Source organism: Janthinobacterium sp. SUN100 (genome assembly GCF_030397705.1).
Lineage (GTDB): Bacteria > Pseudomonadota > Gammaproteobacteria > Burkholderiales > Burkholderiaceae_D > Janthinobacterium > Janthinobacterium kumbetense.
This window is the reverse complement of sequence record NZ_JAPUBU010000001.1, coordinates 848566-864974: the sequence shown is the minus strand read 5'-3', so window position 1 is coordinate 864974 and position 16409 is coordinate 848566. Positions and strand designations below refer to the sequence as shown.

Here is a 16409-nt window from a genome sequence, read left to right as displayed (position 1 = left end):
TTTTCAGCCTCGAAAGACAAAAGTTGATTGCCTTTCGCTTAAATGCGTAGTAAATTTTCATATTGTTGCCCTGGCAAACAGCTCGCAAGCCCTTGTCGGCCCTTTGGATATGATTTTTATTGATGGAAATCAAGAGGATGGTGAAGCAATAAGGTAAATTTACTACAAATTCGACGATGGGCGTTTCCCGGGCCGGGAAGCGCGTACTACGCAATCTGTGCGGTGCCGCCGTGGCCGCCCCAGGAAATGAATACCATGCAAATGAATGAAGTGAAAGACGAGCTGCTGAGCAGCGATATCCGCCAGCTGGGCCGTCTGCTGGGCGACGCCATCCGCAACCACCTGGGCGACCCCGCCTTCGAACGCATCGAACATGTGCGCCAGCTGGCCATCCGTTTCCGCCGCGACAATGATGAAGCAGCGCGCGCGCAGCTGTCGGACGCGCTGCAAGCGCTGTCGCAGGAAGAAACCACGCAATTGACGCGCGCTTTCAGCTATTTCTCGCTGCTGGCCAATATTGCGGAAGATCAACATCACATCCGCCGCACGCGCGCCCATCTGATCGCCGGCTCGCCGCCGCGCCAGGGTAGCCTCAGCCATGCCGTCGGCAATGTGTTTGACGCTGGCAAGGCCGATGCGCTGGAGACGTTCTTCGAAGATGCGTTCGTCAGCCCCGTCTTCACGGCGCATCCGACGGAAGTGCAGCGCAAGAGCATCCAGAATTGCCAGATGGCTATCGCGCGCCTGTTGAGCGAGCGCGACCGCGTGCAAATGACGCCGGAAGAGGCGGAACAGAACGAAGAGGCGCTGGGCCGCGGCATCGTCACTTTGTGGCAGACGCGTCTGTTGCGCACGAGCAAGCTGTCTGTCATGGATGAAGTGGCCAATGGCCTGTCGTTCTACGACCACACGATCTTGCGCGAATTGCCGAAATTGTATTCTTCGCTGGAAACCATGCTGGCCCAGCGCGATGCTCGCTGGGAAGATGCGGAATTGCCCAATTTTATGAAGGTGGGCAGCTGGATAGGCGGCGACCGCGACGGCAACCCGTTCGTTACTGCCGACATCCTGCGCAGCACCCTGCAGACGCAGGCCGACAAGGTGCTCGATTTTTACCTGGGCGAATTGCGCAAGCTCGCTTCGCAACTGTCGCTGGCGCAAATACTCAATGCCTGCAGCGAGCCGCTGCGCGCGCTGGCGGAACGCTCGGCCGACGCCTCGCCGCACCGCGTCGACGAGCCGTACCGCCGCGCCTTGCACGGCATCCATGCGCGCCTGGATGCCACGCGGGTCGTGCTGTCCAAGAAGGGTGACAATGCGGGCAAGCAGGCAGACGGCGTGCAGCCCTACGCTGCCGCTGCTGACCTGCTGGCCGACCTGGACGTGGTCCAGCATTCGCTCGTCAGCAATGGCTTGCGCGCGCTGGCCCGTGGCCGGCTGCGCCAGCTGCGCCGCGCCGTGAAGGTGTTCGGCTTTTCGCTGGCGCCGCTCGATTTGCGCCAGAATTCCGACGTGCATGAGCGCGTCGTGGGCGAACTGTTCGCGGGCGCCCAGCCGGGCCTCGTCTACCTGGACCTCGATGAAGAGCAACGCATCAGCTTGCTGTTGGCCGAGCTGGAGTCGCCACGCCTGCTGACGTCGCCGTATGCGCAGTACTCGGAAGAAACGACGTCCGAACTCGACATCTTCCGCGCCGTGCGCGCAGCGCACGTCAAGTACGGCCGCGAATCGGTGCCGAACTGCATCATTTCCAAGGCGGCCAGCGTCTCGGACTTGCTGGAAGTGGCCTTGCTGCTCAAGGAAGTGGGTTTGCTGCGCCAGGACAGCCGCGAAGTGGACGTCAACATCATCCCCCTGTTCGAAACCATAGCCGACTTGCGCGCCGGCCCCGCCATCATGGCGCGCGCGTTCGGCTTGCCGTTCTACCGTGGCTTGCTGGCTTCGCGCGCGGACCAGCAGGAAGTCATGCTCGGTTACTCGGACAGCAACAAGGACGGCGGCTTTTTGACGTCCGGCTGGGAACTTTACAAGGCCGAGATCGAGTTGGTGACGGTCTTCAAGCAATACCAGATCAAGCTGCGATTGTTCCACGGCCGCGGCGGTTCCGTGGGACGTGGCGGCGGACCCAGCTACGAAGCCATCCTGGCCCAGCCGGCCGGCGCCGTGCAGGGACAGATCCGATTGACGGAGCAGGGCGAAGTCATCACGGCCAAGTATGCGAACCCGGAAGTAGGGCGCCGCAACCTGGAAGTGCTGGTGGCCGCCACCATCCAGTCGACCCTGCTGCCGCAGGCGCAATTGCAGCCGAAAGCCTCGGCCGGCGCGGGCCATTTGGCTGCCATGGAGGAGCTGTCCGGCACGGCACTGAACGCCTACCGCGACCTCGTCTACGGCACGGAGGGTTTCGAGCAGTATTTCTGGGAATCGACGGTGATCGCGGAAATTGCCGCGCTGAATATCGGCAGCCGTCCCGCCTCGCGCAAGAAATCCACGTCCATCGAGGATTTGCGCGCCATTCCCTGGGTCTTGAGCTGGGCGCAATGCCGTTTGATGCTGCCGGGCTGGTTCGGTTTCGGTTCCGCCGTGCAAGCCTACCTGGCTGCCCATCCGGCTGACGGGGCAGACGTGCTGCGCGGCATGTACACGGATTGGCCTTTCTTCACGTCCCTGCTGTCGAACATGGACATGGTGCTGGCCAAGAGCGACATCGCCATCGCCGGCAAGTATGCGGAACTGGTCAAGGACAAGGCCTTGCGCGACGCCATCTTCACGCGCATCCGCGCCGAATACGCGGCCACCCTGGACGCCTTGAAACTGATCACGGGCCAGGAAGAGTTGCAACAAGCCAATCCGTTGATGCAGCGCTCGATACGCAACCGTTTCCCCTACATCGATCCGCTCAACCACGTGCAGGTGGAACTGCTGAAACGCTTCCGCGAGGGCAAGCAGGACGCGGCGGCGCGCACGGGCATCCATTTGTCGATCAATGGCATCGCGGCGGGACTGAGAAATAGTGGTTAAGTAAGTCATTCAAACAATATCAAGGAGACAGCATGACCATCAAAGTTGCCATCAATGGCTATGGCCGCATCGGCCGCAATGTCTTGCGCGCGTTTTATGAAGGCGGCAAGCAGCAGGATATCGAAATCGTCGCCATCAATGACCTGGGCGACGCCAAGTCGAATGCACACCTGACGCGCTACGACACGGTACACGGCAAGTTTCCCGGCGTCGTCACCATCGACGGCGACAACATGCTCGTCAATGGCGACCGCATCCGCGTCTTCGCGCAGCGCGATCCGGCCCTGATACCGTGGGGCGAACTCGGCGTGGACGTGGTGCTCGAATGCACGGGCTTCTTCACGACCAAGGAAAAAGCCTCGGCCCACCTGAAGGGCGGGGCAAAGAAGGTCATCATTTCCGCGCCGGGCGGCAAGGACGTGGACGCCACCATCGTGTTCGGCGTCAACCAGCATGTGCTGAAAGCCTCGGACACGGTCATCTCGAATGCCTCGTGTACGACGAATTGCCTCGCGCCCTTGGTGAAACCGCTCAACGACGCCATCGGCATCGAATCGGGCCTGATGACCACCGTGCACGCCTACACGAACGACCAGGTATTGAGCGACGTGATGCATGAAGACTTGCGCCGCGCCCGTTCGGCCACGCATTCGATGATCCCCACCAAGACGGGCGCGGCGGCGGCCGTCGGCCTCGTCTTGCCGGAACTGAATGGCAAGCTGGACGGCTTTGCCGTGCGCGTGCCGACGATCAACGTGTCGCTGGTCGACCTGTCCTTCATCGCCAAGCGCGATACCACGGTCGAGGAAGTCAACGCCTTGCTGAAAACGGCGTCGGAAGGCGCCTTGAAGGGCATTCTCACGTACCAGACGGAACCGCTTGTTTCCATCGATTTCAACCATAACCCGGCCTCGTCGAACTTCGATTCGACCCTGACCAAGGTCTCGGGCCGCCTCGTGAAAGTGTCGTCGTGGTACGACAACGAGTGGGGCTTCTCGAACCGCATGCTCGACACGACGGTCGCCCTGATGGCGGCCAAGTAAGAACGTAGTACCGCTGATCCAGCGCACCAGGACGGCCGGCCCACAAGGCCGGCCCTTGTAGCAGCACGAACTTTATAGAAAGCAGCACACCATGACCATGCAAGTACAGCAACGCGCCACCAAGATCGTTTCCACCATCGGCCCCGCTTCGAACGATATCGATACCCTGGTCCGCATGTTCAAGGCCGGCGTCGACGTCGTGCGCTTGAACTTTTCGCATGGCAAGGCGCAAGACCATATCGACCGCGCCCGCATGGTGCGCGAAGCGGCAGCCCTGTGCGGCCGCGAAGTGGCCATCATGGCCGACTTGCAAGGCCCGAAGATTCGCGTCGGCAAGTTTGAAGAAGGCAAGATTTTCCTGGAAAACGGCGCCAAGTTCATCCTCGACGCGAAATGGGGCGAAAACGGCGAACTGGGCAACATCGAGCGCTGCGGCCTCGACTACAAGGAATTGCCGCGCGACTTGCGCGCCGCTGACGTATTGTTGCTCAACGATGGCCTCATCGTCTTGACGGTGGACAAGGTCGTCGGCAGCGAAATCCACACGACCGTGAAAATCGGCGGCGAATTGTCGAACAACAAGGGCATCAACCGCCAGGGCGGCGGCTTGTCGGCTCCGGCCCTGACGGCGAAAGACATGGAAGACGTCAAGACGGCGATGAGCTTCCAGGCCGATTACGTGGCCGTGTCCTTCCCGAAAAACGCCACCGACATGGTCATGGCGCGCCAGCTTGCGAATATCGCCGGCGAAGCGTGGGACCACAAGCCGATGATGATCGCCAAGATCGAGCGCGCGGAAGCTATTCCTGCGCTGCAAGAAATTCTCGACGCGTCCGACGGCATCATGGTGGCCCGCGGCGACCTGGCCGTCGAGGTGGGCAATGCGGCCGTGCCGGCCCTGCAAAAGCGCATGATCAAGATGGCGCGCGCGTCGAACAAGCTGGCGATCACGGCCACGCAGATGATGGAATCGATGATCGTCAACGCCGTACCGACCCGCGCGGAAGTGTCCGACGTGGCCAATGCCGTGCTGGACGGCACGGATGCCGTCATGACGTCGGCGGAAACGGCCTCGGGCCGCTATCCGATCGAAACGGTGGAAGCGATGGCCGCCATCTGCCTGGACGCGGAAAAGTGGGATACCTGCAAGCTGGATGCCGATTTCCTCAATGCCACGTTCTCGCGCATCGACCAGTCGATCGCCTACGGCGCCCTGTTTACGGCCCATCACCTGCGCGTAAAAGCCATCGCCACCCTGACGGAATCGGGTTCCACGGCGCTGTGGATGAGCCGTTGCAACATCGACATCCCCATCGTCGCGCTGACCCCGAGCGTGGGCACGCGCCGCAAGCTGGCCCTGTACCGCAACGTCAGCACCTTGGAATTGACGTCGGGCACGGACCGCGACAAGGTCTTGCAACAGGCGGAAGATTTGCTGGTGGAACATAAAGTCGTGGCCAAGGGCGATACCGTCGTGCTGACCTGGGGCGAGCCGATGGGCAAGGTCGGCGGCACGAACGCGCTGAAGATCATGAAGATCGGCCAGCACTGAGCGCATCGCCGGGCGGCCGCCGCCTGCAGTCTTAAGAATGACTGAAAGCGGGGTGCCTGGCCGCCCATCGCAATGGCAGATGCCTGATTTGCCATTGCGATGGCCACATTTCCGTGTCAGCATGGTTTCCTGCCTTCCAAGGCGCTTCCGGAGTTCATGATGACTACCTACCTGCCGGCACTGATCTGGTCCCTGTCGGCCTTCGCTTGTCTCTTCATCGCCAAACGCCGTTCCTTGAAAACAACTACCGTCAGGTCCATCCTGGTGGTATTTCTGGGGCCGTTTGCCATTCCTTTCGTTCTGGCGGCCAAGTCCCAGAAACCCCATCTGGCATGATCGCCCGCCACGGCTACCGATACGCGCTGAACGGCCAGCCGCCGCGCTGAAACAACAGTTTGCCGGGCGGGACGGGCGCCGGCATTGACGCCGCGGGCAATGATTTGTGATAATGAGAATTATTATCAATTGAGTCGCTTGCCTTGCGGCCGGCCATCGTCCTGGCCGCGCCTTGCCTTGAGCGCATCGGAGTCCCTAGTGAACATTGCGCAATCCGGCGAATCGATCGCAGTCATTTACAGCAATCACCACGGCTGGCTGATGCGCTGGCTGCGCGCCAAGCTGCAGTGCGCCGACCATGCGGCCGACCTGGCGCAGGATACCTTCGTGCGCCTGCTGACGGCGCCGCCGGAAGGCCGGCAGACCATGCGCGAGCCGCGCGCCTATTTGACCACCGTGGCGCAGCGCCTGCTGATCGACCATTACCGGCGTCTGTCGCTGGAGCAGGCGTGGCTGGAAACGCTGGCGCAGCAGCCCGATCTGCTGATGCAGTCGCCCGAGGAGCGTTTGCTGGTGCGCGAAGCCCTGCAGCGCATCGATGCCATGCTCGACGGCTTGCCGCCGCTGGTGCGCAATGCCTTCCTGCTGGCGCATGTCGACGGCCTTAGCTACGGGGAAATCGCCCGGCGCCTGGCCGTGAGCGAGCGCAGCATCAAGCGCTACATGGTGCAGGCGTTCGAGCGCTGCATCTTGCTGATCCTGTGAGCACCCCCGGCACGGCGGCCATCGATCCCCGCGCCGCGCGGGCGGCGGCGCAATGGCTGGTGCGCCTGCACGCGGGCCCCTTGACTGCAGGCGAGCAGCAGGCGTTCCAGGCCTGGCGCGCCAGCGATCCCGCGCACGAAGCGGCCTGGCAGCGGGCCGAGCTGGTGTGCAGCACCCTGGCCGGCGTGCCGCCCGCGCTGCGCCAGGCGGCGGACGCGGCGCCGCAATCGCCGCGGCGGCGTGCCGTGCTCTACGGCCTGGCCGGGCTGATCGCGGCCGGACCTGCGCTGTGGCTGGCCAGCCAGTCGGCGCCCTGGCAAGCGTGGCGCGCCGCGATCCGCACGGCGCGCGGTGAAATCCTGCATATGGCATTACCCGACGGCACGCAACTGGTGCTCAATACGGACACGGCCATCGACGTGCGTTTTGACGACGCGGCGCGGCTGGTGGCCTTGCATGCGGGCGAAATCCACGTTGCCACGGCACACGATGCGGCCGTGCCGGCGCGACCGTTCCTCGTGCGCAGCAGCAATGGCACCGTGCGCGCGCTGGGCACGCACTTCAGCGTGCGCCACCTTGGCAGCGTGCTGGCGCCGCGCACCGAGGTGGGCGTCAGCGAGGGTGCCGTCGAGATCGAGCCAGCGCAGGCGCCCGATGGCTTGCGCACGATCGATGCGGGCCTGCAGGGCAGTTTCGACGACGTGGCCGTGTCCGCCTTGACGCCGTCGTCACCCCATGCGGACGCCTGGCTGCGGGGCGTGCTGATCGCCGAACGCATGCCGCTAGGGGAGGTGCTGGAACAGGTGGCGCGCTATCGCTATGGCGTGCTGCGCTGCGATCCGGCGCTGGCGGCCTTGCCCGTGGACGGCATTTTCCAGTTGAACGACCCGGACAACATCCTGCTCTTGCTGCAACGTTCCCTGCCGATCCGGCTGGCGCGCCGCACGCGCTACTGGATCAGTGTCGAGGCAGCCTGAAGAAATTATTTGCCGCTTGCTTGTCCCTTTTTTGAGATTGCTTCGTCATACAAGGTAGAGAACGAACAATCCGAACCATCGAAAGGGTTTTACATGGCTGTGCAGCACCGCATCTTTTCCCCGTGGACGCCACTCGCGCTCCATCCCACCACGGGCGCCGTGCGCGCCGCGCTGGTCTTGCTGCTGGCCGTGGGCGCGGCTGGCGCCGGCTTGCCGCAAACTGCGCTGGCCGCTGAAGCCAGCCCGTCCGCAAGCGTGCGCGACTACAGCATTCCCGCCGGCAGCCTGCGCAGCGCATTGGCATCGTTCGCCATCGCCGCCGGCGTGAACCTGTCCACCCAGGGCGTGGCACTGGACGGTCTGGCGACGCCGGGCTTGCAGGGGCGTCATGGCGTTGCCGCCGGCCTGCAACAATTGCTGCAAGGCAGCGGCCTGGAAGTGACGGATGGTGGCAACGGGAATTATCTATTGCGCAAGATTAATACCAATACGGCCGATGGCGGCCTGGCCAGCATGCCCGCCGTCGTCGTCAGCGCCGAGGCGGACCGCGCCACGGAAGGCACGGGCCTGTATACCTCGCGCAATCTGTCGACGGCCACGGGCTTGAACCTGTCGCAGCGCCACACGCCGCAAACGGTCAGCGTCATTTCGCGCCAGCAAATGGAAGATTTCGATCTGACCACCCTGCAGGACGTGGCGCGCGCCACGCCCGGCCTGTATGGCAAGACGCAGGGCGTGTCCGACCAGGAAACCACGTATTTCGCGCGCGGCTTCGCCTTGAGCCACATCAATGTCGATGGCTTGCCGCTGGACGTCACGGGTTTCAATGAGCGCAACGTCTCCGCCGACATGCTGATGTACGACCGCGTGGAAGTGGTGCGCGGCGCCACGGGCCTGATGGAAGGGGCGGGCGCGCCGTCGGGCAGCATCAACATGATACGCAAGCGCCCCACGGCCACGCCCTTGCTGGACGCATCCATTCACCTGGGCAGCTGGAAAGACCGGCAATTGACGGTGGACGCCAGCAATGCCCTGAACGCGTCGGGCAGCGTGCGCGGGCGCGTGGCGGCCAGTCTGCGCGACAGCGACAGCTTCGTCGACGTGGTCAACAACAAGAACAGCACCGTGTATGCGATCGTCGAGGCGGACCTGACGCCGTCGACCACGGCCGGCATCGGCTTTTCGCGCCAGCACAGCCGCACTGACGGCGTGTTCGTCGGCTTGCCGACCTTGCCCGACGGCCGCCACATGGACTTGCCCCGCTCGACTTTCCTGAACAATGCCGATTCCTTCCAGAAACGCGACAACAACGTCGTCTTTGCCGACCTGGAAACGAAGCTGGCGCAGGGCTGGCGCAGCCGCTTCGCCATCACGCATATCGACGCCTCGTCCAGCACGCGCAATACCACCAACGGCCGCGTCGCTGGCGAAACGTTTTTGCTGGAACAGTCGGAAACAGGCTGGAAGTACAACACGCAGCAAGTGGTGGCGGACTGGCGCCTGAGCGGCCCTGTCACCTGGTTCGGCCGCCAGCATGACGTCATCGTCGGCGCCAGCTACCGCCACGACGATTCGGACGCGGGTCAGAGCTGGGAAGGCGCGCAAACGCGCGTGATCGACATCCGCAGCTGGAATCCGCGCGCCTACCGCATGAACGGCGCGCCGTTCGAGCCCTACAACTGGGGCCGCAAGACGGACGAGAAGGGGCTGTATGCGGCCGGCAACTTCAGCCTGGCCGATCCGCTGCGCCTGGTGCTGGGCGGGCGCTTCGGCTGGTATGCGCAGGATGTCACGGGCTGGTATGCCGCCAATCCGACGTGGCGCCGCGACCTGACGGAAAACGCGAAATTCACCCCGTACGCGGGCCTCGTCTACGACCTGGACCCGCATCACTCCGTGTATGCGAGCGGCACGCAGATCTTCCAGCCGCAAAGCGTGCTCGATGTCAAAGGCAATGGCTTGCCGCCGTTGAGCGGCACCAACCTGGAAGTGGGCGTCAAGGGCGAATATTTTGGCGGCAGGCTCAACGCCAGCGGCGCCTTGTTCCGCATCAAGCAAAACAACCGCGCCATGACCGATGAAGTCAATTGCCCCACGGGCGGCCCCATCTATTGCGCCCGCGCGGCCGGGCAGGTGCAGAGCGAAGGCATCGACTTGCAATTGTCGGGCTCGCCATTGCCGGGCTGGCAGATCTCGGGTGGCTATACCCATGTGCTGGCCAAGTACACGAAGGACAGCGTGGCCGCGAATATCGGCCAGCGCATCGCCACGGACGAGCCGAAGCAATTGTTCAAGCTGTACACGAACGTGCAGCTGAGCGGCAGCCTGGCGCGCTGGAACCTGGGCGCCTCCGTGTATGCGCAGGACAAGATCGACCGCCGCGACAAGGCTTACCTGACGCAGCAGGGCGGTTATGCCATCGTCGGGCTGACGGCCGGCTATCGGATCAGCGAGCAGCTGCAGCTGCGCGCGAACATCGACAACGTGCTCGACCGCCGCTACTACCAGGCGCTCGGCTATTCCTGGTCCGGCGGGCTGGCGCGCTACGGCGCGCCGCGCAGCGTACTTGTCTCGCTGAACTACAAGATGTAGCGGCTGTTCCAGCGGAGCGCGCCCGTCCGGGCGCCTCTGCTACACTGCCGCCGTCTTTATCTTTCCACTTTGCCATGACCGCCATTCCTCTCCTCACGCCCCTGAAAAGCGCTTTCCAGCAATCGCGCGCCGAGAATAACATCGAGCTGATCCTGCCCGAATTGCTGGCCGCGCAATTGCACGTCGTCATCGGCGGGCAAAGCGAGCAGATCGACCTGTTCCTCGTGCCGTCGCCGAATCCCGAGCGCCGCTGCGTGACGGTGGCGGAAGATCCCGCCTTCCTGGCCGGCATCAACTTCCCCAAGATTCCCGTCACGGGCGCGCAACTGCTCGCCTCGATTCCCCCCGAGATCGAAATCGTCCTGTTGCATGGCGATGGCGCCAATTACCTGACGCGCGAGCAACTGGCGTGGTTCCGCGGCATGCTGGCGCAGAACGCTTGAGCGGCAGTCCCGCCCGGCCTTGCAAGCCGGCGCGCGCCGAATGGATACGCTTTACGCCGGCCGACGATGCCAGCTCCCATGCGGCGATGATGGCCAATATGCGCCCCGTGCTGTGGCGCAGCGTGCTGCTGGGCGGCTGCGTCCTGATCCTTGCCTTCATCGTGCAAGCCGTCTGGCGCGACGTGCCGTATGCGGGCGAGGCGGTGCTGCTGGGCCTGCCGGCGCTGACCGCCTGGATCGTCGGCGTGCTTTTTCTGCCGGGCCCCGATCTGTCTTTTCATGTCGAGATCAATGATGCGGGCGTGTTGCTGCGCCGGCTGGCGCGGGGCTTGCCCGGCCATGACAAGGTGCTGCAGCTGACGCCGCAGCAGATGCGCGCGCTGGAGGTGGTCACTTACGCGGGCGCGGTGGATGTCTACCGCGGCGGACCGCCGATGGCGCGCGTGGAGCTGCTGTTGCACACGACCCTCGACGATTGCCTGCTGATCCGCGTGGTGGGCATGGATCTGCCCGTGCCGCAGCGCTGGTCGTTGCGGCAGATCAAGGACGAGCTGGGCCGCCGCTGTACACTGGCCGGTATCCCTGTGGCCGAGCGCGCCGGTGCGACCTATCAGGCCTCTTCCGCCATACGCGCGCTGTGGCCGCCAGCCTGAACGGACGAGCGCTGTCGTATCGCGACCTCAGAATATTGCATTTCTTGCTATAGTATTGCTGAAGTCCTATGAATATGTTCGCAAAGCAACTATACTCATGGCTCTTTAAAAAATCATCGTCACGCTGGCGGCCAGCCATCCGCGCCAGAGTTCGTACGCATTCCGCTTTTTCACTCTGTAAAAAGCACCTTTCCCCCGCGCGGCAGGCGCGGGCGTGATGACCGAGCCTTGCCCTGGTCGACTGCTGCCGTTGTCATTTCCGCTGTGTTGCCGCTTTAGTAAAAAGCGTGGCGCCGGCGCGCGCGGTGCGCCGTCATGTTTTGCGACGTCACGTTTCACTCACCTTATGCCACGACAGTATGTTTAGTTCCATCTTTGCCGTATCGACCGATACCATGCAGTACATCTACGGCACGCACAACGCCTGGCTGGTGCTGTTTTCCATCGGCATCGCCATCTTTGCCTCGTTCATGGCCTTGCAGATCGCCGGCATGGCGCGCAGCAGCGAGCGCGGCTTCCAGCGCCAGACGGCCATCATCACGGGCGCCATCGCGCTCGGCGGCGGCATCTGGTCGATGCACTTCATCGGCATGCTGGCTTTCGACATCTGCACGCGCGTCTCCTTCGACCCCAGCCTGACCTTGCTTTCCATGCTGCCTGGCGTGGCGGCCTCGTGGGTGGCGCTGCACATGCTGGCGCGCCCGAGCATCAACTGGCGCCAGCTGGTGGTGGGCGGCGTGCTCGTCGGCGTGGGCATCGGTTCCATGCATTACAGCGGCATGGCCGCCATGCAGACGTCGCTGACCCTGCATTACCAGCCCTGGCTGTTTGCCTTGTCGCTGGTGGTGGCCGTCGTCATGGCCATGCTGGCGCTGTGGATACGCTTCGGCCTGAGCGCCATGCGTTTGCGTATGAGTCCCCTGGCGTCCTTGCTGGTCAGCAGTGCCGTGATGGGCTTGGCCATTTCCGGCATGCATTACACAGGCATGCTGGCGGCGCGCTTTTCCGGCACCCCTACGGCAGGCGACAACACGATCACGGTGCAAGCTTCGTTCGTGGCCCTGGCCGTGGCGCTGATCACCGTCACCCTGACGGTGTTTGTCGCCGCCGCGAACGGCTTGCTGCGCTACCGCCAGCTGCTGCGCCATGCGAGCGCCAGCGAATCGCGCCTGCGCGCCATCGTCGATACGGCGGCCGACGGCTTGATCACCATCGATGGCCAGGGCAAGGTGCGCTCCTTCAATCCCGCCGCGGAAAGCCTGTTCGGCTGGCGCGAAGCGGAGATCGTGGGGCGCGACGCCAGCGTGCTGCTGCAGCCGTCCGACGCGGCCGAATACGAGGGCTATCTGCGCGACTACCTGGAAACGGGCGCCTCGCGCATCCTCGACAGCGGACGCGAACTCGATGGCTGCCACAAGGATGGCGCCGTGCTGCCCATGCGCGTGGCGATCGGCAAGATCGACACGCCGGGCCAGCCCCTGTTCGTGGCGTTTGTCACGGACATGCGCTCGTCGCGCAGCATGGAGCAGGCGCTCAAGGACAGCGAGCGCCAGTACCGCACCCTGATCCGCAATATCCCCGGCGTGTCCTTCCACTGCAGCTTCGCGCCCGAATGGAAGATGATCTTCATCAGCGACGCCGTCTTCAACCTGACGGGCTGGATGCCGCAGGATTTCGTCGAGGGCCGCGTCAGGCTGTTCGACCTCGTGCACCCGGACGACCGCCAGCGCGTCAACGACACCTGCGTGCAGGCGGCCGGCGAAAAGCGCGACTTCGAGAACGTCTACCGCCTGATCCACCGCGACGGGCGCGAGCGCTGGGTGCGCGAAAGCAGCGGCCCCGTGCTCGACAACGACGGCGTGGTGCGCTGGATCGACGGTGTCATCCTCGACATCACGGAAAGCGAATTGCGCAACGCCGAGTACGAAGGCAAGGTGACGGCCATCTCGCGCGCGACGGCCGTCGCGGAATTCGACCTGCAGGGGCGCATCCTGGCGGCCAACGAGAACTTCCTCGACCTGATCGGCTACCGGTCCGACGACGTGCTGGGCTTGCACCACAGCATCTTCTGCGAGCCCGGCTATGTGACCTCGCCCGATTACATCGCGTTCTGGCAGCACCTGGCGCAGGGTGAATTCAATACGGGCGAGTACAAGCGCATCGGCAAGGATGGCCGGGAAGTGTGGATACAGGCGTCGTACAACCCCATCTTCAATACGGACGGCAAGCCGTTCAAGGTGGTCAAGCTGGCCACCGACGTGAGCGAACGGCGCGCCATGCAGGAAAACCTGCGCGCGGCCAAAGACCGCGCCGAGCTGGCCGCCGAATCGAAGACCAGCTTCCTGGCCAACATGAGCCATGAAATCCGCACGCCGATGAACGCCATCATCGGTTTTACGGAAGTGCTGCTGGGGACGGCCCTGGACAGCCTGCAGCGCCGCCACCTGGGCACGGTGCGCCAGTCGGCCCGTTCCCTGCTTGAACTGCTCAACGACATCCTCGACACGGCCAAGCTGGAAAAAGGCGCCACCGAGCTGGAACTGGTGGACTTTTCGCTGCCGGACCTGGTCGACCACGTGGCCGCGTCGCTGCGCATCACGGCGCATGCGCGCGACCTGGTGCTGCATGTCGACATCGACCCGGGCATGGGCCAGTTCTTCCTGGGCGACGCGCGCCGGGTGCAGCAGGTGCTGACGAATTTGATCGGCAACGCCGTCAAGTTCACGGAAGTGGGCCATGTGCGCGTGGCCGTCGGCATGCAGGGCGAGCAGGTGCATATCGCCGTGCACGACACGGGCATCGGCATTCCCGCCGACCGCCTGGACAAGATCTTCGCGCCGTTCACGCAGGCCGATTCCTCGATGAGCCGCCGCTTTGGCGGCACGGGCCTGGGCACGACGATTTCGCTGCAGCTCGTCGAGCTGATGAAAGGCACCATCACGGTGGAAAGCACCCTGGGCGTGGGCAGCGTGTTCCACGTGCTGCTGCCGCTGGCGCCGGGCAAGGCCGTGGCGCGCCGCAGCGAGCAGCCCGTGGTGGCCTTGCCGCCGCTGCGCATCCTGGCGGCCGACGACGTGCCGCAGAACGTGGAGTTGCTCCTGATCAGCCTGGGCGCGGCCGGCCACCAGGTGATCGCCGCCAGCGATGGCGAGAGCGCCGTGCGCGAATTCGGCAAGGGCAGCTTCGACATCGTCCTGATGGACGTGCAGATGCCGCGCATGGATGGCCTGGAAGCGACGCGCCTGATCCGCGTGCACGAGCGCGAGCAGGGCTTGAAGGCGACGCCCATCATCGCCCTGACGGCCAGCGTGCTGGAACAGGACCGGCGCGCCGCGCAGACGGCCGGCATGAACGGTTTCGCCTCGAAGCCGCTGGAAATGCACAAGCTGACGGCGGAAATCGCCCGCCTGCTCGATATCGCCGTGGCCATGCCGCCGCCGGCGGCCGGTGCGGCGGCGCGCGCCGCCGCCGGCCAGGTGGACTGGCAGCGCGGCATCGCCCTGTGGGGCGGCCGCGAAGCCCTGCAGCGTGCCATCGCGCGCTTCGTGCAGGCCAATGGCGACTGCGCCGCCATGCTGGCGGCGGAACTGGAACGGGGCGGCAGCAGCGTGGCGGGCCACCTGCTGCACCGTATCAAGGGTGCGGCGGGCAACCTGTGCCTGGTGCAGGTCGAAAGCCTGCTGGGGCGCATCGAACAAGCGATTGCGCGCCAGTTGCCGGTGACCGAATTGCTGGTGCAGCTGGCGGCCGCCTTCATGGCGCTGGCCGGCGAGCTGGAAGAGGCGGGCATGCCGGCCGTGGCCATGCAGGCGCCGGCCGCCAGCGCGCCCCTCGATGCAGCCGCCGCTGGCGCCTTGCTGCGGCAAGCCATCGCCAGCCTGGAAGGCGGGCAGCTGGACGACGCCTTGATGGCGCAGATCGCCGCCATGCTGGCGCCGCACGGCCAGCAGCCGCGCCTGCAGGCGCTGGCCAGCGCCATCGACGACTTTGAATTTGCGCGTGCCGCGGGCGTGCTGCGCCAGCTGCTGGCGTGGCTGGAAGCGCCAACGCCTGCCGACCTTTCCTGATATTGGGCTAACGATGACCTTACACGAAGACAAACCGATCCTGCTGCTGGTCGACGATGAAGCGACGAATCTGCAGGTGCTGCGCCAGATTTTGCAGGACGATTACCGGCTGCTGTATGCGAAGGATGGCGAGAAGGCGCTGGAACTGGCGCAGAACAACCCCGTCGAACTGATCCTGCTCGACATCATGATGCCCGCCATGACGGGCTATGAAGTGTGCCGCCAGCTGAAGGCCATGCCGGCCACCGCGTCCATCCCCGTCATTTTTGTGACGGCCCTGTGCGACGTGAAGGACGAGGCGGACGGTTTTGACGCGGGCGCCGTCGACTACATCACGAAACCCGTCAGCCCGCCCATCGTGCGCGCCCGCGTGCGCACGCATCTGTCGCTGGTGGACGCCGAGGAATTGCGCCGCTCGCGCCTGCAGGTGATCCAGACCCTGGGCCAGGCGGCCGAGTACAAGGACAACGAGACGGGCATGCACGTCATCCGCATGAGCTATTATGCGCGCCAGCTGGCGCTGGCGGCCGGCTACAGCGCGGGCAGGGCGGAAGACTTGCTCAACGCGGCGCCCATGCACGACGTGGGCAAGATCGGCATCCCCGACGCCATCCTGCAAAAACCGGGCAAGCTCGATGCGGACGAATGGAAAGTCATGCGCAGCCACGCGGAAATCGGCGCGGCCATCATCGGCGAGCACGCGGGCGGCCTCTTGAAAATGGCGCGCACCATCGCCCTGACGCACCATGAAAAATGGGATGGCAGCGGCTATCCGCAAGGCTTGAAGGGCGAGGAAATCCCCCATGAAGGCCGCATCGTCGCCATCGCCGACGTCTTCGACGCCCTCACCAGCGAACGCCCGTACAAGCGCGCCTGGACGGTCGACGAAGCCATCGCCACCATGCAGCGCGACAGCGGCACGCACTTCGACCCGCAACTGCTGGCGCTGTTCATCGAACAGCTGCCGGCCATGCTTGAAATCAAGGACAAGTGGCGCGAGCCTGCGTAAGGGAGTCGCAG

11 protein-coding genes are annotated in these 16409 nt (G+C 64.3%); all 11 read left to right on the top strand.

Annotated features, from left to right (window positions below):
- Positions 1–255 precede the first annotated feature (255 nt).
- The 11 genes from ppc to O0881_RS03690 all read left to right on the top strand — a co-directional run bounded on the left by ppc (position 256) and on the right by O0881_RS03690 (position 16398).
- The gene (ppc, locus tag O0881_RS03740; protein WP_289910222.1) at positions 256–3021 is read left to right on the top strand and encodes a phosphoenolpyruvate carboxylase; all 2766 of its coding nucleotides are present in this window, start codon (positions 256–258) and stop codon (positions 3019–3021) included.
- A 32-nt stretch (positions 3022–3053) separates the two neighbouring features.
- Positions 3054–4064 carry a type I glyceraldehyde-3-phosphate dehydrogenase gene (gene gap, locus O0881_RS03735; RefSeq protein ID WP_099667765.1) on the top strand — a complete coding sequence of 337 codons (1011 nt, stop codon included), beginning with the start codon at positions 3054–3056 and terminating at the stop codon, positions 4062–4064.
- Between the two features lie 91 nt (positions 4065–4155).
- Positions 4156–5616: a pyruvate kinase gene (gene pyk, locus O0881_RS03730; protein WP_083292642.1), complete on the top strand. Its 1461-nt coding sequence runs from the start codon at positions 4156–4158 to the stop codon at positions 5614–5616.
- A 156-nt stretch (positions 5617–5772) separates the two neighbouring features.
- Entirely contained in the window at positions 5773–5952 is a 180-nt protein-coding gene (locus tag O0881_RS03725; RefSeq protein WP_289897699.1) for a hypothetical protein, read from the top strand.
- A gap of 198 nt (positions 5953–6150) precedes the next feature.
- On the top strand, positions 6151–6657 hold the full coding sequence (locus tag O0881_RS03720) for a sigma-70 family RNA polymerase sigma factor (protein WP_257219004.1): 507 nt from the start codon (positions 6151–6153) through the stop codon (positions 6655–6657).
- Positions 6654–7634: a FecR family protein gene (locus O0881_RS03715; RefSeq protein WP_289910221.1), complete on the top strand. Its 981-nt coding sequence runs from the start codon at positions 6654–6656 to the stop codon at positions 7632–7634. The genes O0881_RS03720 and O0881_RS03715 overlap by 4 nt, the downstream gene beginning before the upstream one ends.
- A gap of 93 nt (positions 7635–7727) precedes the next feature.
- The gene (locus tag O0881_RS03710; RefSeq protein WP_289910218.1) at positions 7728–10226 is read left to right on the top strand and encodes a TonB-dependent receptor; all 2499 of its coding nucleotides are present in this window, start codon (positions 7728–7730) and stop codon (positions 10224–10226) included.
- A 74-nt stretch (positions 10227–10300) separates the two neighbouring features.
- A complete protein-coding gene (locus O0881_RS03705) occupies positions 10301–10669 on the top strand; it encodes a hypothetical protein (protein ID WP_099667770.1) in 369 nt (122 codons plus the stop codon).
- Complete coding sequence (locus tag O0881_RS03700; RefSeq protein WP_289910216.1) at positions 10666–11322, top strand: hypothetical protein; 657 nt, start codon at positions 10666–10668, stop codon at positions 11320–11322. Before O0881_RS03705 ends, O0881_RS03700 begins: the two co-directional genes overlap by 4 nt.
- A 359-nt stretch (positions 11323–11681) precedes the next feature.
- Complete coding sequence (locus O0881_RS03695) at positions 11682–15389, top strand: PAS domain S-box protein (protein ID WP_289907157.1); 3708 nt, start codon at positions 11682–11684, stop codon at positions 15387–15389.
- 13 nt (positions 15390–15402) lie between these two features.
- On the top strand, positions 15403–16398 hold the full coding sequence (locus O0881_RS03690) for an HD domain-containing phosphohydrolase (protein ID WP_289897706.1): 996 nt from the start codon (positions 15403–15405) through the stop codon (positions 16396–16398).
- Positions 16399–16409: the final 11 nt, after the last annotated feature.